This is a genomic window from Duganella alba (genome assembly GCF_009674495.1).
Taxonomy (GTDB): domain Bacteria; phylum Pseudomonadota; class Gammaproteobacteria; order Burkholderiales; family Burkholderiaceae_D; genus Rugamonas; species Rugamonas alba.
Genome location: NZ_WKJN01000001.1, coordinates 91,393 through 109,965, shown reverse-complemented (window position 1 = coordinate 109,965; position 18,573 = coordinate 91,393). Strand labels below are relative to the sequence as shown.

The window sequence follows — 18,573 nt, the reverse complement described above, 5'->3', positions numbered from 1 at the left end:
ACTCGCGTTCGCCAATTCCGGTTGCTGGATTTTACAAGGAATATATCGGATATTCAATGTTGAATTATAGGCCCGAAAAAGAAAAACCCCGCAGCTCATATAAGCTGCGGGGTATCTTGTTCTTGGCGGAGCGGACGGGACTCGAACCCGCGACCCCCGGCGTGACAGGCCGGTATTCTAACCAACTGAACTACCGCTCCTTTGGGTACTACTCGATTTGTATTTGCTGGCGGAGCGGACGGGACTCGAACCCGCGACCCCCGGCGTGACAGGCCGGTATTCTAACCAACTGAACTACCGCTCCAGCAAACTACAAGGTGCTACATACTACTTTAAAACTTACGTTTTGGCAAACTTGTTTTTTCAAACATCTGGTGGGCGGTGAGAGGCTCGAACTCCCGACCTAAGCCTTGTAAGGGCTCCGCTCTACCAACTGAGCTAACCGCCCGCTTGCCTGTGGTGAACAGCTTTACAGCCTGTGCTGCTCACCGAAGTCCGTTAGTTTACAGCATCTTTCAAAGCTTTACCAGCTTTAAATTTAGGAACTTTAGCTGCGTCGATGGTGATCTCTTCTTTGGTGCGCGGATTGCGGCCGGTGCGGGCAGCGCGTTCGCTCACGGAGAAGGTACCAAAGCCAACCAGGGTCACGCTGTCGTTCTTTTGCAGGGTGGTGGTAACACCGTCAATCACTGCGTCCAGTGCGCGAGCAGCAGCCGCTTTCGAAATATCAGCGGTGGTAGCGATATGGTCGATCAATTCAGTCTTATTCAAAGCAATTCCCCGTCACATAGGTTATATCTGTTGCCGCCTTAAAATGCGGCAACGCGAAAATTTCAGGCCGTATTAAACAAGCCAGCCCACCCGTGTGTCAAGGCTGCACAATAGAAAAATAAGTAAAAATAATAAAACAGGCGCTATATAAGCGCCTGTTTTATTGATATTACAGCTACAACGTTAGTGTTTTACCACCTCGGTCTGGCCATCCGGCTTGGCGGCGGCCGCCGCGACGGCTTCCACCGGCGCGGTTTCCACCAGCGGTTCCGGCTGGCGTTCCAGGGCGATTTCCAGCACTTTGTCGATCCAACGCACCGGCACGATCTCCAGCTTGTTTTTGACATTGTCCGGAATGTCGGCCAGATCCTTGACGTTCTGCTCCGGGATCAGCACGGTCTTGATGCCACCGCGCTGGGCCGCCAGCAGTTTTTCCTTCAAGCCGCCGATCGGCAATACCTCGCCGCGCAGCGTGATCTCGCCGGTCATCGCCACGTCGGCGCGCACCGGAATCCCGGTGAAGACCGACACCATCGCCACCGTCATGGCGGCGCCGGCGGACGGACCGTCCTTCGGCGTCGCGCCTTCCGGCACGTGGATGTGGATGTCCGACTTCTCAAACACTTCGTTCTTGATGCCGAGACGATTGGCGCGGCTGCGCACCACGGTGCGGGCTGCTTCGATCGACTCTTTCATCACGTCGCCCAGGGTGCCGGTGCGGATCACACCGCCCTTGCCCGGCATCTGCACGGCTTCGATGGTCAGCAGGTCGCCGCCCACCTCGGTCCATGCCAGGCCGACCACCTGGCCGATCTGGTTTTCCTTCTCGGCCACGCCGAAGTCGTAGCGGCGCACGCCCAGGAACTTGTCCAGGTTTTTCGGCGTGATCGTCACTTTCTTGTCCGACTTCTTCAGCAGCAGCATCTTGACCACCTTGCGGCAGATCTTCGACACTTCGCGCTCCAGCGAACGCACACCGGCTTCACGGGTGTAGTAGCGCACGATGTCGCGTACCGTCGCTTCGCTGATCGAGATCTCGTCCTCTTTCAGGCCATTGTTCTTGACCTGTTTCGGCAGCAGATAACGCTGGGCGATGCTGGTTTTCTCGTCCTCGGTGTAGCCCGACAGGCGGATCACTTCCATACGGTCCAGCAGCGCCGGCGGAATGTTGTACGAGTTCGAGGTCGCCACGAACATCACATCCGACAGGTCGAAATCGACCTCGATGTAGTGGTCCGAGAAGGTGTGGTTCTGTTCAGGATCCAGTACCTCCAGCAGCGCCGACGATGGATCGCCGCGGAAGTCCGCGCCCATCTTGTCGATCTCGTCCAGCAGGAACAGCGGGTTGCGCACGCCGACCTTCGCCAGCGATTGCAGCACCTTGCCCGGCATCGAGCCGATGTAGGTACGACGGTGACCACGGATCTCGGCCTCGTCGCGCACACCGCCGAGCGCCATGCGCACGAACTTGCGGTTCGTGGCGCGGGCGATCGACTGGCCCAGCGAGGTTTTACCCACGCCTGGAGGACCGACGAAGCACAGGATCGGCGCTTTCAGCTTGTCGACGCGCTGTTGGACTGCAAGATATTCCAGGATGCGTTCTTTGACTTTTTCCAGGCCGTAGTGATCGCCTTCCAGCACTTTTTCAGCGTTGGTCAGATCGTTGTTGACCTTGGATTTTTTCTTCCACGGCAGGCTGACCAGGGTGTCGATGTAGTTGCGCACCACGGTGGCTTCGGCCGACATCGGCGACATCAGCTTCAGCTTTTTCAGCTCGGCGGTGGCCTTGTCCAGCGCCTCTTTCGGCATCTTGGCCAGGGCGACCTTCTTCTCCAGCTCGTCCAGGTCGGCGCCGTCTTCGCCCTCGCCCAGTTCCTTCTGGATCGCCTTGACCTGTTCGTTCAAGTAGTACTCGCGCTGCGACTTCTCCATCTGGCGCTTGACGCGGCCACGGATACGCTTCTCGACCTGCAGGATGTCCAGTTCGCCTTCCAGCTGGCCCAACAGATGCTCCAGGCGCTTGGCGACGCTGAAGATCTCCAGGATCACCTGTTTCTGTTCCAGCTTCAGCGGCAAGTGCGCGGCGACGGTGTCGGCCAGGCGGCCGGCGTCGTCGATGCCCGACAGCGATGCCAGGATCTCAGGCGGAATTTTCTTGTTCAGTTTGACGTACTGGTCGAACTGCTGAACGATGGCGCGGCGCATGGCTTCGATTTCCGAATCGTCGCCCAGCTCGGAGTCGAGCGGCGTCAGATCGGCGACGAAGTGCGTCGGCGCGTCGGTGATTTTATTGATGCGCGCACGCTGAGCGCCTTCGACCAGCACCTTGACGGTGCCGTCCGGCAATTTCAGCATTTGCAGAATATTGGCCACGCAGCCGATTTCGTAGATATCGGAGGCAGAAGGTTCGTCCTTGGCAGCGGCTTTTTGCGCGGCAAGCATGATGCTCTTGCCCTGCTCCATAGCGGCTTCCAGCGCCTTGATCGATTTTGGGCGCCCTACGAACAGCGGTATCACCATATGCGGAAATACGACGACGTCCCGCAGTGGCAATAACGGCAGTTGAGTTTGCTCAGTTAATTTGGAAGTTGTCATGGCGTACCTTATGTGAAAGCGTGATTATGATGTGGGCGCTGTTATGCCAAATCACAAGACCGACCTGCAAGAAATATTCCTCATATAAAAGAATGTTTTCCAATTATGCCAAGTCGCTCTAAAAGAATGCCAAATAAAAAAGCCACGCGCGACAGGCCGTCACGAGTGGCTTTCCGAATGAAGCCTGCATTCTTTTATTGATTTTTATTGTACCGCCTTGCCCCACGGATGCGAAATGAATTTTGCTGTCGAGCGGGGCAAGTGTGCACAAGTTATTTAATTCTCACCAGAAGCCTTGGCCTGCTCCTGATAAATCAACAAAGGTTTTGCGCCACTGGTAATGGTATTCTCGTCGATCACCACTTTAGTAACGTTGGTTTCATTTGGCAGCTCATACATGGTATCGAGCAGCGCGTGTTCCAGGATCGAACGCAGGCCGCGGGCGCCGGTTTTGCGCGCCAGCGCTTTCTTGGCGATCGCGTGCAGGCCGGCCGGGCGGATTTCCAGTTCCGCGCCTTCCATTTCCAGCAGCTTCGAATACTGCTTGATCAGCGCGTTTTTCGGCTCGACCAGGATCTGGATCAGCGCCTCTTCGGTCAGCTCGTTGAGCGTCGCCACCACCGGCAGACGGCCCACCAGTTCAGGGATCAGGCCGAACTTGATCAGGTCTTCCGGTTCCGCTTCCAGCAGCACTTCGCTGACGTTGCGCTCGGACTTGCTCTTCACCGAGGCGCCGAAACCGATGCCGGATTTCTCCGAACGGTTCTCGATCACCTTGGCCAGGCCGTCAAACGCGCCGCCGCAGATGAACATGATGTTGGTGGTGTCGATCTGCACGAAGTCCTGGTTCGGGTGCTTGCGGCCGCCTTGTGGCGGCACCGAGGCCATGGTGCCCTCGATCAGCTTCAGCAGCGCCTGCTGCACGCCCTCGCCCGACACGTCGCGGGTGATCGACGGGTTGTCCGACTTGCGCGAGATCTTGTCGATCTCATCGATGTAGACGATGCCGCGTTGCGCCTTGTCCACGTCGTAGTTGCAGCTTTGCAACAGTTTTTGGATGATATTCTCGACGTCCTCGCCCACATAGCCGGCTTCGGTCAGCGTGGTGGCGTCGGCGATGACGAACGGCACGTTCAGCATGCGCGCCAGGGTCTGCGCCAGCAGCGTCTTGCCCGAGCCGGTCGGACCGACCAGCAGGATGTTCGACTTGGCCAGCTCGACGTCGTCTTTCTTGCCCAGGTGCTTGAGGCGCTTGTAGTGGTTGTACACCGCCACCGACAGGATGCGCTTGGCGGTCTGCTGGCCGATCACGTACTGATCCAGCAGGTCCTTGATTTCGTGCGGGGTCGGCAGGTCCGACTTGGCGCCCGAGACCGACTCGATGGCCGAGGTCTCGTCGCGGATGATGTCATTGCACAGGTCGATGCACTCATCGCAGATGAATACCGACGGGCCGGCGATGAGCTTCTTCACCTCGTGCTGGCTTTTGCCGCAGAACGAGCAATACAGAAGTTTTTCGCCGCTGGAGGATTTTTTGTCTGACATGGGCAGTTTTCTTTGGTTACAGAATGGCGTGGCCATTGCCGGTTAGCAAGTTTGAAGACTGGAAAAAATCCGCCTACACCACATGCTACCCGAAATAAAAACGAAACGCCCGAACGATTAATCGTCCGGGCGTCTTTTTAGCAATGCTGCGGGGGAAGCATTAAGCCCGGTTGGTCAACATTTTGTCGATCAGACCGTACTCTACCGCTTCTTCCGCCGACATGAAGCGATCACGATCGGTGTCTTTGGCGATCTGCTCGACGGTCTGGCCACTGCGTTCAGCCATGATCGAGTTCAGACGGTGGCGCAGGTACAGGATTTCCTTGGCCTGGATTTCGATATCCGAAGCCATGCCCTGCGAACCGCCCGACGGCTGGTGAATCATGATGCGCGAGTTCGGCAGCGAGAAACGCTTGCCCTTGGCGCCGGCGGCCAGCAGGAACGCGCCCATCGAGGCGGCGATGCCGGTGCACAGTGTCGACACGTCTGGCTTGATGAACTGCATCGTGTCGTAGATCGCCAGGCCGGCCGAGACCGAACCGCCAGGAGAGTTGATATACAGCGAGATGTCCTTGTCTGGATTTTCGCTTTCCAGGAACAGCAGCTGGGCGACCACCAGATTGGCCATCTGGTCGTTGACCGGACCGACCATGAAGATAATACGTTCCTTCAGCAGACGCGAGTAGATGTCGTAAGAGCGCTCGCCGCGACCGCTTTGTTCCACCACCATCGGCACCAGGCCGAGCATTTCGGTGTCCAGCGCCGGATTTCGGTTCATACCAGTCATTCCATTTCCTTGTGAAGCAGCTATAAAGGCCGGGTGTATCAAATAATACATCATCCGGCCCAAACTGAATTACGCTTGTGCGTTGCTTCCCATCAGTTCGTCAAAGGCGATTGCCTTGGACGACGTCTTCGACAGGCCCAGGACGTAGTTGACGACGTTTTCTTCCAATACAAGGGCTTCGACTTCGGCCAGACGACGACGATCGCTGTAGTAGTACTTCAGCACTTCGCGTGGGTCTTCGTAGCTCTGTGCGAAGTCTTCGATCTGCGCTTTCACCTGTTCAGGCTGGGCTTGCAGGTTGTTTTCGCCGACCAGTTGCGACAGGATCAGGCCCAGGCGTACACGACGCTCGGCTTTTTCCGCGAACAGTTCTGGCGGGAATGGCACGTCCTTGACGTTCATGCCGCGCTGCGCCATGTCCTGGCGGGTCATTTCGGCCAGACGCTCGGTGTCCTGAGCGATCAGCGATTGTGGCACGTCCAGGGTCGCGGTTTTCACCAGCGCGTCCATCACGGCTTCCTTGTTGCGTGCTTTCACGCGGCCAGCCACTTCACGCTCCAGGTTGACTTTGATGTCGTCGCGCATTTTGGCAACGTCGCCGTCGGCCACGCCCAGCGACTTGGCGAATTCGCCGTCGACTTCCGGCAGGTGCGCCCATTCCAGTTTTTTCAGGGTGATGGTGAACGAGGCGGTTTTGCCGGCCACGTCTTTACCATGGTAGTCCTCTGGGAATGCCAGTGGGAAGGTCTTGGCTTCGCCGACTTTCAGGCCGACGGTGGCGGCTTCGAATTCCGGCAGCATGCGGCCTTCGCCCAGCACGAACGGGTAGTCTTCAGCTTTGCCGCCTGGGAACTCAACGCCGTCGATCGAGCCGACGAAGTCGACGGTCACGCGGTCGCCGTTGGCGGCAACAGCTTCGCCGCCGTCGCCGTGTTCACCGGCTTCGCCCTTGGTGTGGAAGTGCACGCGCTGTTTGCGCAGGATTTCGATGGTCTTGTCGATTTCAGCATCGCTGACGTCGGCTTTGACGGTTTCGATTTCCACGGTGGTCAGGTCGCCGATGACGACTTCCGGGTAGATTTCGAAGGTCGCGTCGAAGCTCAGAACGCCGGCTGGCGATTCTTGCTTAGGCTCGATGTTCGGGAAGCCAGCGACGCGCAGCTGGGCTTCGTTTGCGGCGTCGTTGAAAGCGCGGCCAACTTTATCATTCAGCACTTCGGTCTCGATCTGATAACCGTATTGTGCTGCGACCATTTTCAGAGGAACTTTGCCCGGACGGAAGCCTGGTGCCTTAGCCGTTTTGGCTTGCACTTTCAGGCGCTTCTCAACTTCAGCGCGGACTTCGGTCAGCGGGAAGGAGATCGTGATACGACGTTCGAGTTTGCCCAAGGTTTCGACTGCAGTTGCCATGTAAAAATCGTCCAAAAAATAAAAAGTACAGTTGGTGCGAGGAGGGGGACTCGAACCCCCACACCATTGCTGGCGTCAGGACCTAAACCTGGTGCGTCTACCAATTTCGCCATCCTCGCGGCATGTGTGCACAAAAGCAAAGGGCGACCCGTAAGTGAAAACGGTCGCCCTATTCCCGCTCTTTGATGCAGGAGCTTTCAACTTCAACGCGGTATTTTAACGGGTTTTTCGCGGAATGGTGGCGTTTTTTAGTATGTCGCCAACATTCCGCGCAAATTTCTAATTATTTGCCTGTTTTAGCGGCTTTTTCACTCTAAACCAGGCCGCATACAACGCCGGCAGGAACAATAAAGTCAGCGCCGTGGCCAAAATAAGCCCGCCCATAATCGCCACCGCCATCGGTCCCCAGAATACCGAGCGCGAAAGAGGAATCATCGCCAGCGCCGCCGCGGCGGCCGTCAGGATAATCGGACGGCAACGGCGCACCGCCGATTCCACAATCGCGGTCCACGGATCGTGACCGGCCTTGATGTCCTGCTCGATCTGGTCGACCAGGATCACCGAGTTACGGATGATCATGCCGAACAGCGCGATGATGCCGAGGTTGGCCACGAAGCCCAGCGGCCGGCCCAGCAACAGCAGCGCCATCGCCGCCCCTGCCACGCCCAGCGGGCCGGTCAGGAACACCAGCAGCGCGCGGGAGAAGCTGTGCAACTGCAGCATCAGCAGCGTGAAGATCAGGAAGATCGCCAGCGGCAGATTGGCCGCGATCGACGCTTCCGCCGCGCCGCTGTCCGAGGCCGCGCCCTTGACCGTGATCGCATAGCCGGCCGGCAGCGCGTCGCGCAGCGCCTTCAGCTTCGGCTCGATCTGGCCCGACACCGTCGGCCCCTGGATATGGTCGCCGACGTCCGACTGCACGGTGATGGCCCAGTCGCGCCCTTCCCGCCACACCACGCCCGGCTCCCACACGAAGTGCGCGCGGGCCAGCTGGCTGATCGGCACCGACTTGCCGCTGGCGGTCGGGATATTGGTATCGTTCAGCACCGAAATCGTCGCCCGTTCTTCGACCGGCTGGCGGATCTGGATGTCGATCAGCTTGATGCCTTCGCGGAACTGGCCGATGGTGGTGCCGGACAGGATGGTGTTGGCGGCGCGCATCACCGTTTGCGAAGTCACGCCCAGCGCGCGCATCTTGTCTTGGTCCAGGTCCAGGCGTAGCACCTTGACCGACTCATTCCAGTTGTCGTTGACGCCGATGGTGTTCGGATTGGCGCGCATGATGTCTTTCACCTGGTCGGCGATGGCGCGCACCTTGTCGACCTCGGTGCCGGTCACGCGGAACTGCACCGGATACGGCACCGGCGGCCCGTTCGGCAGCAGCTTGACGCGGCCGCGCACTTCCGGGAAGTCATGCTTGAAGACGTCGACGATCTTGTCGCGCAAGGCGGCGCGCGCCTTCAGGTCCTTCGGCAGCACGACGATCTGCGACACGTTGGTCTGCGGGAAAATCTGGTCGAGCGGCAGGTAGAAACGCGGCGAACCGGTGCCGACGTAGCTGGTGACGCTAATTACGCCTTCCTGCTTGCGGATGAAGGCTTCGAACTTCTTCACCTGCGCTTCGTTGGCGACAAAGGTCGTGCCTTCCGGCGTCCACATCTCGACCATCAGTTCGGGACGGCTGGAATCCGGGAAGAACTGCTTCTCGATGAACTTGAAGCCGTACACGCCCAGCGCAAACACGGCCAGCGTGGCGCCGATCGTGATCCAGCGGTACTCGACGCACCAGTTGACCAGCGCCCGGAATTTGCGGAAGCCCGGCGTATCGAACAGGTCGTGCTCGCTGCCACCATCGGCATGCGGCTTGACCTTCAGCAGCACGTAGCCGAGGTAAGGCGTGAACGTCACCGCCACCACCCACGAAATCACCAGGGCCAGGGCGTTGACCGAGAACAGCGAGAAGGTGTACTCGCCCGCCGCCGACTTGGCCAGGCCGATCGGCAGGAAGCCCGCCACCGTGATCAGCGTACCGGTCAGCATCGGGATCGCGGTGGATTTGTAGGCGAAGGTGGCGGCGTCAAAGCGCGACATGCCCTCCTCCATTTTGCGCACCATCATTTCGACGGCGATGATGGCGTCATCCACCAGCAGGCCGAGCGCGATGATCAGCGCCCCCAGCGAGATCTTGTGCAGGTCGATTTCCAGCACGCGCATGAACAGGAAGGTGACCGACAGCACCAGCGGAATACTCAGCGCCACCACCAGGCCCGGACGCACGTCCAGGCGCAGCTTGGGCTTGCTGTGCAGGCCCAGCGCGACAAAGCTCACCGCCAGTACAATCAGCACCGCCTCGATCAGCGTGTGCACGAACTCGCCCACCGAATCCTTGACCGCCTCCGGCTGGTCCGACACGCGCTCCAGCTCGATACCGACCGGCAGCTTGGCCTTCAGCTCGGACACGGTTTTCTCCATGTGCTTGCCAAGCATGATGATGTTGCCGCCCTTCTCCATCGATACGCCCAGGCCGATCACTTCCTTGCCGTTGAAGCGCATCTTGTTGCCCGGAGGATCTTGATACTGGCGCTTGATGGTGGCGAAATCGCCCAGGCGGAAGGTGGTGCCGTTGGCGCGCAGCTCCAGGTCTTCCAGATCCTTGACCGTCTTCAGCGCGCCGGTGACGCGCACCTGCAGGTTGTCGCTCGGCGTCACCAGCACGCCGGTGGCTTCCACCGTGTTCTGGGTAGCGATCTGGTTGACGATGGCCTCGAACGGAATGCCCAGCTGGGCGAATTTCTGGTGCGAGAACTCGATATTGATTTTCTCATCCTGTACGCCGAACAGTTCGACCTTGGACACCAGCGGCACGCCCAGCAGTTGCTGGCGCACGAAATCGGCGTAATCCTTCATCTCGGCATAGGTAAAGCCGTCGCCGGACAGCGCGAAGATGGAACCATAGGTATCGCCGAACTCATCGTTGAAGAACGGCCCCTGCACGCCGGAAGGCAGCGTCAGCTGGATATCGCTGATTTTCTTGCGCACCTGATACCAGGCTTGCGACACGTCCTTGGGCGGCGTCGATTCGCGCAGCTTGAGGATGATGGTGGTTTCGCCCGGCTTGGAATAGCTGGAAATCTCGTCGATGCCCGGCGTTTCCTGGAGCTTTTTCTCCAGCTTGTCGGTGACCTGCTCGGCCATTTGCAGCGAGGTCGCGCCCGGCCAGTTGGCCCGCACCACCATCGCGCGGAAGGTGAATGGCGGATCTTCATCCTGGCCCAGGTTGGAATAGCTGAGTGCGCCGCCAATCAGCAGCACCGCGATCAGGTAGCGGGTCAGTGGAATGTGTTCCAGCGCCCAGCGTGAGAGGTTGAATCCTTCCTTCATTTGGCGGCCTTCGGCAAGTCATCACCCAGGATCTTGACCTTCTGGCCCGGTTTCAGCAGGTTGACGCCGGCCGTCACCACGGTCTGGCCCTGCTTGACGCCGCCTGCCAGCACGATGTCGTTGCCGGCCACGCCGCCGATGGTCACCGGCACCAGCTTGACGGCGCCCTGCTCCACCACCCACACCGAGGTGGCGGATTTTTCATAGAACAGCGCGGTCAAAGGCACCTTGATCTGCGGCACCGGCGTTTTCGACGCGAACTGCACCAGCGCGGTCATGCCCAGCTTGGCTTCGGCCCACGAATCCGGAATCGATACCTTGACGGTGTAGGTACGGGTGGACGGGTCGGCCACCGGCGAAATTTCGCGGATCTTGCCCGCCACCGTGTTCTTCGGATCGGCCCACAGGCGCACCTGCACGTCCTGCACACGGCGCAGCGTCTCGACCTTGTCTTCCGGCAGGCCGATGACAATTTCCTTCTCGCCGGACTTGGCGACGTGCACCACCGGCGTGCCGGCGGTCACCACCTGGCCGATTTCGGCGTCCACTTCGGTCACCACGCCGTCCACGTCCGCCACCAGCGCGGCGTAGCCGGCCTGGTTGGACTGGCCGCGATACCCCGCCTGCGCGGCGTCGACACTGGCCTGCGCAGCCTTGAAGGTGGAATCCTTGGCGTCCAGCACCGACTGGCTGACGAAGCTCTTGCTGACCAGTTCCTGGTAGCGCTTCAGATCGGCCTTGGCCAGGTCGCGGTTGGTTTCGGCGGCGCGCAGGTTTGCCAGCGCCTGGGCTTGCGACAATTGCAAGTCCTGCGGATCGAGCTGCATCAGCACCTGGCCTTTCCTGACCAGCGTGCCGACGTCGACCTTGCGGCTGACGATCTTGCCGCCGACGCGGAAGCCGAGGCGCGATTCGACGCGCGCCCGCACTTCGCCGGAAAACTCGGCATTCACGTCAACATCGCTGCCGACCAGCTGAATGGCGCGCACGGGACGGATATCCTCGGTTTTCTCTTCCGGTTTGGAGCAAGCGCCAAGCAGGGCCAGCGCCGAGGCGGCGACCAGCATATTCTTGAGAGTGGACACAGCGGCTTCCTTTTTTAATGACTGACAGGTTATTTATAAATTATAAGCCGAATAACTTGGTTTGCAAATGACTGGCGCGTCATTAATTTTGACCTTGCTCTTATTTCATGATGGCACTACCATTACGCGCTGGAAACCTCACCCCGGCACCTGCCGCTTGCCCTGTTCTATGCCGGTCGATCACTACGAAAACTTCCCTGTCGCTTCGATTTTGCTGCCCAAGCGCTTGCGCCCGGCGGTGGAAGCCATCTATGCCTTCGCCCGCAGCGCCGACGATCTGGCCGATGAGGGAGATGCCGCGCCGGAAGAACGTCTGGCCGCGCTGAACGCCTACGAGGCGGCACTGGCCCGCATCGAAGCCGGCGCGACCGATCACCAGCCGATGTTCGAGCGACTGGCGCAGGTGGTACGGGAATACGATATGCCGCTCAAGCCGCTGTACGAGCTGTTGTCGGCCTTTAAGCAGGATGTGATGGTGACGCGCTACGCCACCTATGACGCGCTGCTGGACTATTGCGCCCGCTCGGCCAATCCGGTCGGCTTCATGATGTTGCACCTGTATGGCGCGGCCGACGAGGAAAATGTGCGCGATTCGGACGCCATCTGCACGGCGCTGCAGCTAATTAACTTCCTGCAGGATGTGGCGGTGGATCTGCACAAGGAGCGTATTTATATCCCGCTGGAGGATCTGAACCGCTATGCGATCTCGCCGGCGGCGCTGGATCACGCGAGCGCGCGTCCGCGCTGGCGTTCGCTGATGCGGTTTGAGGTCGACCGCGCGCGCAAACTGATGCTGAGCGGCGCGCCGCTGGCCTTGCGCCTGCCGGGCCGGATCGGCTTTGAGCTGCGCATGGTGGTCCAGGGCGGCCTGCGCATCCTCGACGCCATCGAAGCGGCCGAATACGACGTCTTCCTGCACCGTCCGCAGCTGACCCGCCGCGACTGGGTTGGCATCTTCTGGGCCGCCGTCCGCATGAAAAAGCGCCTGAAAGCCGAACTCCGCACCGCTTGAGTCGCCTCAATTGACGCCACCACCCGCAAGCCTATACTGGGAAACCAGTAGCCGGAGCGGCGACCATGGCAGACATGGCCAGAGAGGAAGTTGACGCGATGCTTGTCGCCAACGAGGCGCGCAGCGATGTCAAACTGAACTCAAGCGACAGACGGAGGCCAGCGATCAGAAATCTGTCGACATGGACAAGAAATTAGGTGAGACGCAAGCCTTGCTTGACTCCATCAAACAGGAGCGAGAGTCCGGGAGGCGCTGAGTTTCTGGTCGCTGCGCTCGCGCACGGAGGGCGCGGCGGATGACGGCGGGGCCGAGACTTTGGGCAAGGCGACCGGCGTTGAGGGCTTGGACTGCTTCAGCACCAGCTCGCGCATCGACGCCGCCTCCGACACCGACAAGGCCGTCTGGCAATTCACACCCTCATTGGAAATCTGCCATTCCTGGTAATCCCCCGCGCTGAGGGTGTGTTGTTTGTGCGCATCCAGCAGCTTGCAGCGGCCCGCCACCTCATGCGCTTCCTGTAAATTCTGCGTGTAATACGTGGCCGTTTTCATCGGCGACGTATCCTCCGCAGACGAGCCCTGACATCCAGCAAACACTGGAATAACAAGCAAGGCTATGACAATCTGAAGATTCATACGTAAGCAACTCCGACAAAGGTAACATATTGTATCCGCAAAACGCCTCAAGTAGCAGACCACTACGTTCCCCCTTCCTATAGAATAGCGGCTTCGAATAGCCTATTGCTTTTTATTCATGTCTCCCGACGACTACTGCCAGCAAAAGACCGCCCAAAGCGGCTCCAGTTTTTACTACAGCTTTTTGTTCCTGCCGCCGGAGCGTCGCCGTGCCATTACCGCCCTGTACGCGTTTTGCCGCGAAGTGGACGACACCGTGGATGAATGCACGGACGAATCGATCGCCCGCATCAAGCTGGCCTGGTGGCGCACGGAGATAAGCAAGATGTACGCCGGCGGCCAGACCCACCCGGTCACGCAGGCGCTGCAACCGCACCTGCAAGCCTACGATCTGAAGGAAGAACATTTCCAGGCCATCATCGACGGCATGGAAATGGACCTGAACCAGACCCGCTACCTCGACTATCCTGCGCTGAATAAATACTGCTGGCATGTGGCCAGCGTGGTCGGCATCCTGTCGGCCAGCATCTTCGGCGTGACCAATCCGCAAACGCTGCAATTCGCCGAGAAACTGGGCCTGGCCTTCCAGCTGACCAACATCATCCGCGACGTCGGCGAAGACGCGCGCAAAGGCCGCATCTACCTGCCGATCAACGAGTTGCAACAGTTCAACGTCACCGCCGCCGAGATCCTCAACGCCAAGCACACCGACAAGTTCGAAAAGCTGATGGCGTTCCAGATCGCCCGCGCCCAGACCGTCTACGACGAAGCCTTCGCGCTGCTGCCGAAGGAAGACCGCCGCGCCCAGCGTCCCGGCCTGATGATGTCGGCCATCTACCGCACCCTGCTGACCGAGGTGGAAGCCGACGGCTACCACGTGCTGCAACACCGCATTTCCCTGACGCCGCTGCGCAAGCTGTGGCTGGCCTGGAAGACTTATATTCGTGGCTGATCCGGAGATCGCCGGCACGCCGGCCGACAAACGCGGCAACGCGGAGCGCGGCCTGACCTACCGTTCGGTGGCGGTGATCGGCGCCGGCTGGGCCGGCTGCGCGGCGGCGGTCGAACTGGCCCAGGCCGGCTACAGGGTCACGCTGCTGGAAGCCGCGCGCACCCTGGGCGGCCGCGCGCGCCGCGTGGAAACCGACCGCGCCCACCTCGACAACGGCCAGCACATCCTGCTTGGCGCCTACAGCGAATCGCTGCGCCTGATGAAGCTGGCCGGCATCGACCGCGAGCAGGCGCTGCTGACGCTGCCGCTGCAAATGCGCTACCCGCCCAACACCGGCGGCATGGACTTCGCGGCGCCGTCGCTGCCGCTGCCGGCGCCGCTGCACCTGGCAACAGCCCTGTTCCGCGCCCGGGGCCTGACGCGTGAAGACAAACTCAGCCTGGCCCGCTTCTCGACCACCGCCCGCTGGATGGGCTGGCAACTGCACCAGGATTGCAGCGTCAGCGAACTGCTGGCCCGCTTCGACCAGACGCCGCGCCTGATCCAGCTGATGTGGCGCCCGCTGTGCCTGGCCGCGCTGAACACGCCGCCGGAACGGGCCTCGGCCCAAGTATTCCTCAATGTGCTGCGCGACAGCCTGGGCGCCAGGCGCCGCGCCTCCGACATGCTGCTGCCGCGCGCCGACCTCAGCGCGCTGTTCCCGGAAGCCGCCAGCGCTTACGTCGAGGCGCACGGCGGCAACGTCCGCAGCGGCGCCAAGGTGCAGGCCATCCACTCGATCGAAGGGCGCCTGTGGCAACTGGACATCAGCGGTTCGGCGGTCGGCGGCACCTGGAGCACCTATTTCAGCGGCGTGGTGCTGGCCACCGGCGCCAGCCAGGCCGCCGCCCTGCTGCACGATATTTCCGAATGCGACACCGCCGCCCTGTGCAGCCAGCTGACCGCCTTCGAGCCGGAAGCCATCACCACCGTCTACCTGCAATACGCCGCCTCGGTCAAACTCGACCTGCCGTTCTACGCGCTGCTGGACGATCCGTACAACCACCACTACGGCCAGTTCGTGTTCGACCGCGGCCAGCTGGACGCCAGCCAGCCCGGCCTGCTGGCGGTGGTCATCAGCGCCTCCGCCCAGTCGGCCGACCAGCCGCAGGAACTGCTGGCCGAGGCCGTGGCGGTGCAGCTGGCGGTGGATTTCCAGCGCCCGGAGCTGGGCCGGCCGGACTGGTTCAAGGTCATCACCGAAAAGCGCGCCACCTACGCCAGCACGCCCGGCCTGCAGCGGCCGTCCAACGACAGCGGCCTGCCCGGCCTGGTGCTGGCCGGCGATTACACGGCCGGCGACTATCCGGCCACGCTGGAATCGGCGGTCCGCAGCGGCGTCGCCGCCGCCGCCCTGCTGAAGAGGAGCGCCGCCCAGTAGCCCTTTTCGGTCGCCTGTCGGTCATTTATGCAGCCTGTCACATGCCGCTGGCATCTGGACGGGCGGCTGCGTACAGTCGCATCATCGGCAAAGCCTTATATTGCGATGAACTTAGAGAAACATTGGGAAGCTGACATCATGACCAAGCAGGACTACCTCGACGCGCTCACCAAGGCCATGCAGGGTCTGCCGCCGGAAACGGTGGCCAAGACCCTGGCCTACTACGAGCAGCGCTTCATCGACGGCCTGGTGGCCGGCCGGAGCGAGGCCGAGGTGTACCAGGAGCTGGACGAACCGCGCAAGATCGCCATGACCCTGCGCGCCAACGCCCACATGAGCGCCTTCGAGCAAAAGAAAACGCCGTTCAACCTGGCGCGGGCCATGGTGTCCTTCATCGGCCTGGCCATCTTCAACCTGTTCATGGTGATTCCGGCCATGGTCTACGCCAGCCTGCTGGGCGCGATCTACATTTCGGCGTTTGCCTTTTACATCGGCGGCGTGGCGCTGACCGCCAGCGGCCTGTCGGGCCAGAACGAACTGGCGCTCGAAGGCCCGCTGCGCCAGATCATGGAATTCACCAATTCCCACTTCGACACCCAGGCCGAGGAAGAAGACACCCAGGGCTGGCGCGTCTCGATCAACAACATGGGCGTCGAAGTCGGCAAGGAAGACCCGGACAGCCCGTCGGCCGACAGCGAGAATCTGAGCCGCAGCGGCCGTTTGCTGAACCGCGCCGAATCGGTCGCCGCCGGCGACGTCCACATCACCACCGATTTCGACAGCGGCGCCCGCACCACCCAGTCCCTGATCGGCCTGGGACTGATCCTCGGCGGCATCGGCCTGTGCCTGATCAGCGTGGTGCTGACCCGTTACACCGTGATAGGCCTGAAACGCTATGCGGCGATGAATGTCTCGCTGCTGCGCGGACGATGAGGACAATATGCGCGCTTTAATGAAAATCGGAGCCGGCCTGCTGGTACTGGCCTTTGTGCTGATCGGCGTCAGCTACAGCATGCTGAAAGCCTACGGCAGCAGCAGTCCCAGCAGCACCGCCGGCCGCTCGCTGGGCAGCGAGGCCCGCAAGATCGACGCCATGGCCACCTCGGTGGAACTGAGCGGTCCGATCGACCTGATCCTGATGCAGGGGCCGGCCGCCTCGCTGCGGGTGCGCGGCGAACAGCGTTCGCTGGCGAATATCGAGACGGTGCAGGATGGCCGCGAACTGCACATCGGCACCAAGGGCATGCTGCTCAATCCGCGCCACCGCCTGCAAGTGGAACTGGTGCTGCCGTCGCTGGAGGAACTGGTGGTGAGCAGCAGCGGCGACACCAAGGTGTCCGGCTTCAATGGCGAACAACTGGAACTGCAGTTGCATGGTTCGGGCAATGTGACCTTCAGCGGCCGCTATCGCTCGCTGACCGCCGGCGCCCACGGCAGCGGCAATCTGAATCTGAACGCCGGCAGCACGGAGAACGTGGAACTGGAGATGGTCGGTTCGGGCCAGATCACCGCGTCCGGCAGTTGCAAGGTGCTGAACGCGGAGCTGACCGGCTCCGGCGACCTCGATGCGCGCCACCTGGCGGCTGAAAAAGTGACGGTGAACCTGAAAGGCTCGGGCACCAGCCACGTTTTCGCCAAGCAGTCGGCCGACCTGACGCTGCGCGGCAGCGGCGATATCCGCGTGCTCGGCAATCCTGACCAGCGCAACGTCAGCCGCACCGGATCGGGCGACGTCAGCTGGGAGTGAGCTGGCGCCACGCCAGCGCGTCGCGCGCCGCCGCCACGCCGCCGGCGAAGCAGCCGGTGAGCAGATAGCCGCCGGTCGGCGCCTCCCAGTCGATCATCTCGCCGGCGACGAACACGCCCGGCGCCGCCTTCAGCATGGTTCCCTGTAACGCTTCCCAGCGCACGCCGCCGGCGCTGCTGATCGCCTCATCGATCGGGCGCGGACGCACCAGGCGCACCGGCAGCCGCTTGATCGCCGCCGCCAGTTGCCCCTCATCGCTGTACTGCTCCTTGCCCAGGCACTCGCGCAGCAGCCCGGCCTTCACCCCCTTGATCCCAAGGCGGCTCTGCAGGTGGCTGGCCATGGAGCGCGCGCCGCGCGGCCGCGACACTTCGTCCAGCACCCGCTGTTCGCTCCAGTCGGGCATCAGGTCCAGCCAGATGGTGGTGTGGCCCTCGGCCGCGATCTGGTCGCGCAGCGGCGCGGACAAGGCGTAAATCAGGCTGCCCTCCACACCGCCCTGCGTCACCACGAACTGCCCCTGCTTGCGCATTTCAACGCCCTGCGCATCGCGCGCGATCACCACCACCGTCATCAACGGCTCGCCGGCATGGCGGCTGCTGAAAAACGCGCTCCAGTCCACATCGAAGCCGCAATTGGCCGGCGCCAGCGGCGCCACCTCGACGCCGCGCGCCGCCAGCAGCGGCAGCCAGGCGCCATCCGAACCAAGCCGCGCCCAGCTGCCACCGCCCAGGGCCAGGATCACCGCGTCGGCGCGCACGGCCAGTTCGCCGTCCGGCGTTGCGAACAGCAGCGCATCGTCGCGCCAGCCCTGCCAGCGGTGGCGCATGTGGAACTGCACGCCGCTTTCGCGCAGGCGGTGCACCCAGGCGCGCAGCAGCAGCGCCGCCTTCATATCGGTCGGGAACACGCGGCCCGAGGTGCCGACAAAGGTCTCCAGGCCCAGGCCGTGCACAAAGTCGCGCACCGCCTGCGGGCCGAAGGCGTCCAGCATGGGCTTGAGCGGCTGTGCGCTGGCGCCGTAGCGGGTGACGAAATCGGGATAAGCCTCGGCATGCGTGATGTTCATGCCACTGCGCCCGGCCAGCAAAAACTTGCGGCCCACCGAGGCCATGGCATCATAGACGTCCACCTGCGCCCCGCCCTGCGCCAGCGTCTGCGCTGCCATCAGTCCGGCGGGACCGCCGCCGATGACGGCGACGCGAAAAGGTGTCAAACTAGACTGCATGCATT

General features: G+C 61.5%; 14 protein-coding genes and 4 tRNA genes. 5 read left to right on the top strand and 13 right to left on the bottom strand.

Annotated elements, in window-relative coordinates:
* Positions 1–123: 123 nt before the first annotated feature.
* From GJ695_RS00460 to GJ695_RS00410, 11 genes are all read right to left on the bottom strand, one after another.
* A tRNA-Asp gene (locus GJ695_RS00460) sits at positions 124–200 on the bottom strand.
* Between the two features lie 27 nt (positions 201–227).
* A tRNA-Asp gene (locus GJ695_RS00455) sits at positions 228–304 on the bottom strand.
* Between the two features lie 68 nt (positions 305–372).
* Positions 373–448, bottom strand: a tRNA-Val gene (locus GJ695_RS00450).
* Between the two features lie 50 nt (positions 449–498).
* Positions 499–771, bottom strand: a complete 273-nt coding sequence (hbs, locus tag GJ695_RS00445; RefSeq protein WP_154357728.1) for a non-specific DNA-binding protein Hbs — start codon at positions 769–771, stop codon at positions 499–501.
* A 183-nt stretch (positions 772–954) separates the two neighbouring features.
* A complete protein-coding gene (lon, locus tag GJ695_RS00440; protein ID WP_154357727.1) occupies positions 955–3,366 on the bottom strand; it encodes an endopeptidase La in 2,412 nt (803 codons plus the stop codon).
* Positions 3,367–3,642: 276 nt separating this feature from the next.
* Positions 3,643–4,911 (bottom strand): ATP-dependent Clp protease ATP-binding subunit ClpX, encoded by a 1,269-nt coding sequence (gene clpX / locus GJ695_RS00435; protein WP_154357726.1) that lies wholly within the window; start codon positions 4,909–4,911, stop codon positions 3,643–3,645.
* Between the two features lie 160 nt (positions 4,912–5,071).
* Positions 5,072–5,689: an ATP-dependent Clp endopeptidase proteolytic subunit ClpP gene (clpP, locus tag GJ695_RS00430; RefSeq protein ID WP_371866049.1), complete on the bottom strand. Its 618-nt coding sequence runs from the start codon at positions 5,687–5,689 to the stop codon at positions 5,072–5,074.
* A 78-nt stretch (positions 5,690–5,767) separates the two neighbouring features.
* On the bottom strand, positions 5,768–7,108 hold the full coding sequence (gene tig / locus GJ695_RS00425; RefSeq protein ID WP_154361659.1) for a trigger factor: 1,341 nt from the start codon (positions 7,106–7,108) through the stop codon (positions 5,768–5,770).
* Positions 7,109–7,140: 32 nt separating this feature from the next.
* Positions 7,141–7,227: transfer RNA gene (locus GJ695_RS00420), tRNA-Leu, on the bottom strand.
* Positions 7,228–7,387: 160 nt separating this feature from the next.
* Positions 7,388–10,489, bottom strand: a complete 3,102-nt coding sequence (locus GJ695_RS00415; RefSeq protein ID WP_154361658.1) for an efflux RND transporter permease subunit — start codon at positions 10,487–10,489, stop codon at positions 7,388–7,390.
* Positions 10,486–11,556 carry an efflux RND transporter periplasmic adaptor subunit gene (locus GJ695_RS00410; RefSeq protein ID WP_154361906.1) on the bottom strand — a complete coding sequence of 357 codons (1,071 nt, stop codon included), beginning with the start codon at positions 11,554–11,556 and terminating at the stop codon, positions 10,486–10,488. The genes GJ695_RS00415 and GJ695_RS00410 overlap by 4 nt, the downstream gene beginning before the upstream one ends.
* A gap of 187 nt (positions 11,557–11,743) precedes the next feature.
* Here GJ695_RS00410 and hpnC point away from each other — a divergent pair, with 187 nt between their 5' ends.
* Positions 11,744–12,586, top strand: coding sequence for a squalene synthase HpnC (gene hpnC / locus GJ695_RS00405; protein WP_154361657.1), 843 nt, complete (start codon positions 11,744–11,746; stop codon positions 12,584–12,586).
* Between the two features lie 224 nt (positions 12,587–12,810).
* Here hpnC and GJ695_RS00400 read toward each other — a convergent pair whose 3' ends face one another.
* Positions 12,811–13,137 carry a hypothetical protein gene (locus GJ695_RS00400; RefSeq protein ID WP_154361656.1) on the bottom strand — a complete coding sequence of 109 codons (327 nt, stop codon included), beginning with the start codon at positions 13,135–13,137 and terminating at the stop codon, positions 12,811–12,813.
* Positions 13,138–13,339: 202 nt separating this feature from the next.
* On the opposite strand from GJ695_RS00400, the gene hpnD reads away from it, so the two are divergent.
* The 4 genes from hpnD (at position 13,340) to GJ695_RS00380 (ending at position 17,340) form a co-directional block, all read left to right on the top strand.
* On the top strand, positions 13,340–14,173 hold the full coding sequence (hpnD, locus tag GJ695_RS00395; RefSeq protein ID WP_154361655.1) for a presqualene diphosphate synthase HpnD: 834 nt from the start codon (positions 13,340–13,342) through the stop codon (positions 14,171–14,173).
* Positions 14,166–15,593: a hydroxysqualene dehydroxylase HpnE gene (gene hpnE / locus GJ695_RS00390; protein ID WP_371866462.1), complete on the top strand. Its 1,428-nt coding sequence runs from the start codon at positions 14,166–14,168 to the stop codon at positions 15,591–15,593. The genes hpnD and hpnE overlap by 8 nt, the downstream gene beginning before the upstream one ends.
* Positions 15,594–15,731: 138 nt before the next feature.
* Positions 15,732–16,526, top strand: a complete 795-nt coding sequence (locus GJ695_RS00385) for a DUF1700 domain-containing protein (RefSeq protein WP_154361654.1) — start codon at positions 15,732–15,734, stop codon at positions 16,524–16,526.
* 19 nt (positions 16,527–16,545) lie between these two features.
* Positions 16,546–17,340, top strand: a complete 795-nt coding sequence (locus GJ695_RS00380; RefSeq protein ID WP_229260256.1) for a head GIN domain-containing protein — start codon at positions 16,546–16,548, stop codon at positions 17,338–17,340.
* Here GJ695_RS00380 and GJ695_RS00375 read toward each other — a convergent pair.
* Complete coding sequence (locus GJ695_RS00375; RefSeq protein WP_154361652.1) at positions 17,327–18,568, bottom strand: TIGR03862 family flavoprotein; 1,242 nt, start codon at positions 18,566–18,568, stop codon at positions 17,327–17,329. The two genes, GJ695_RS00380 and GJ695_RS00375, sit on opposite strands and share 14 nt — an antisense overlap.
* Positions 18,569–18,573: the final 5 nt, after the last annotated feature.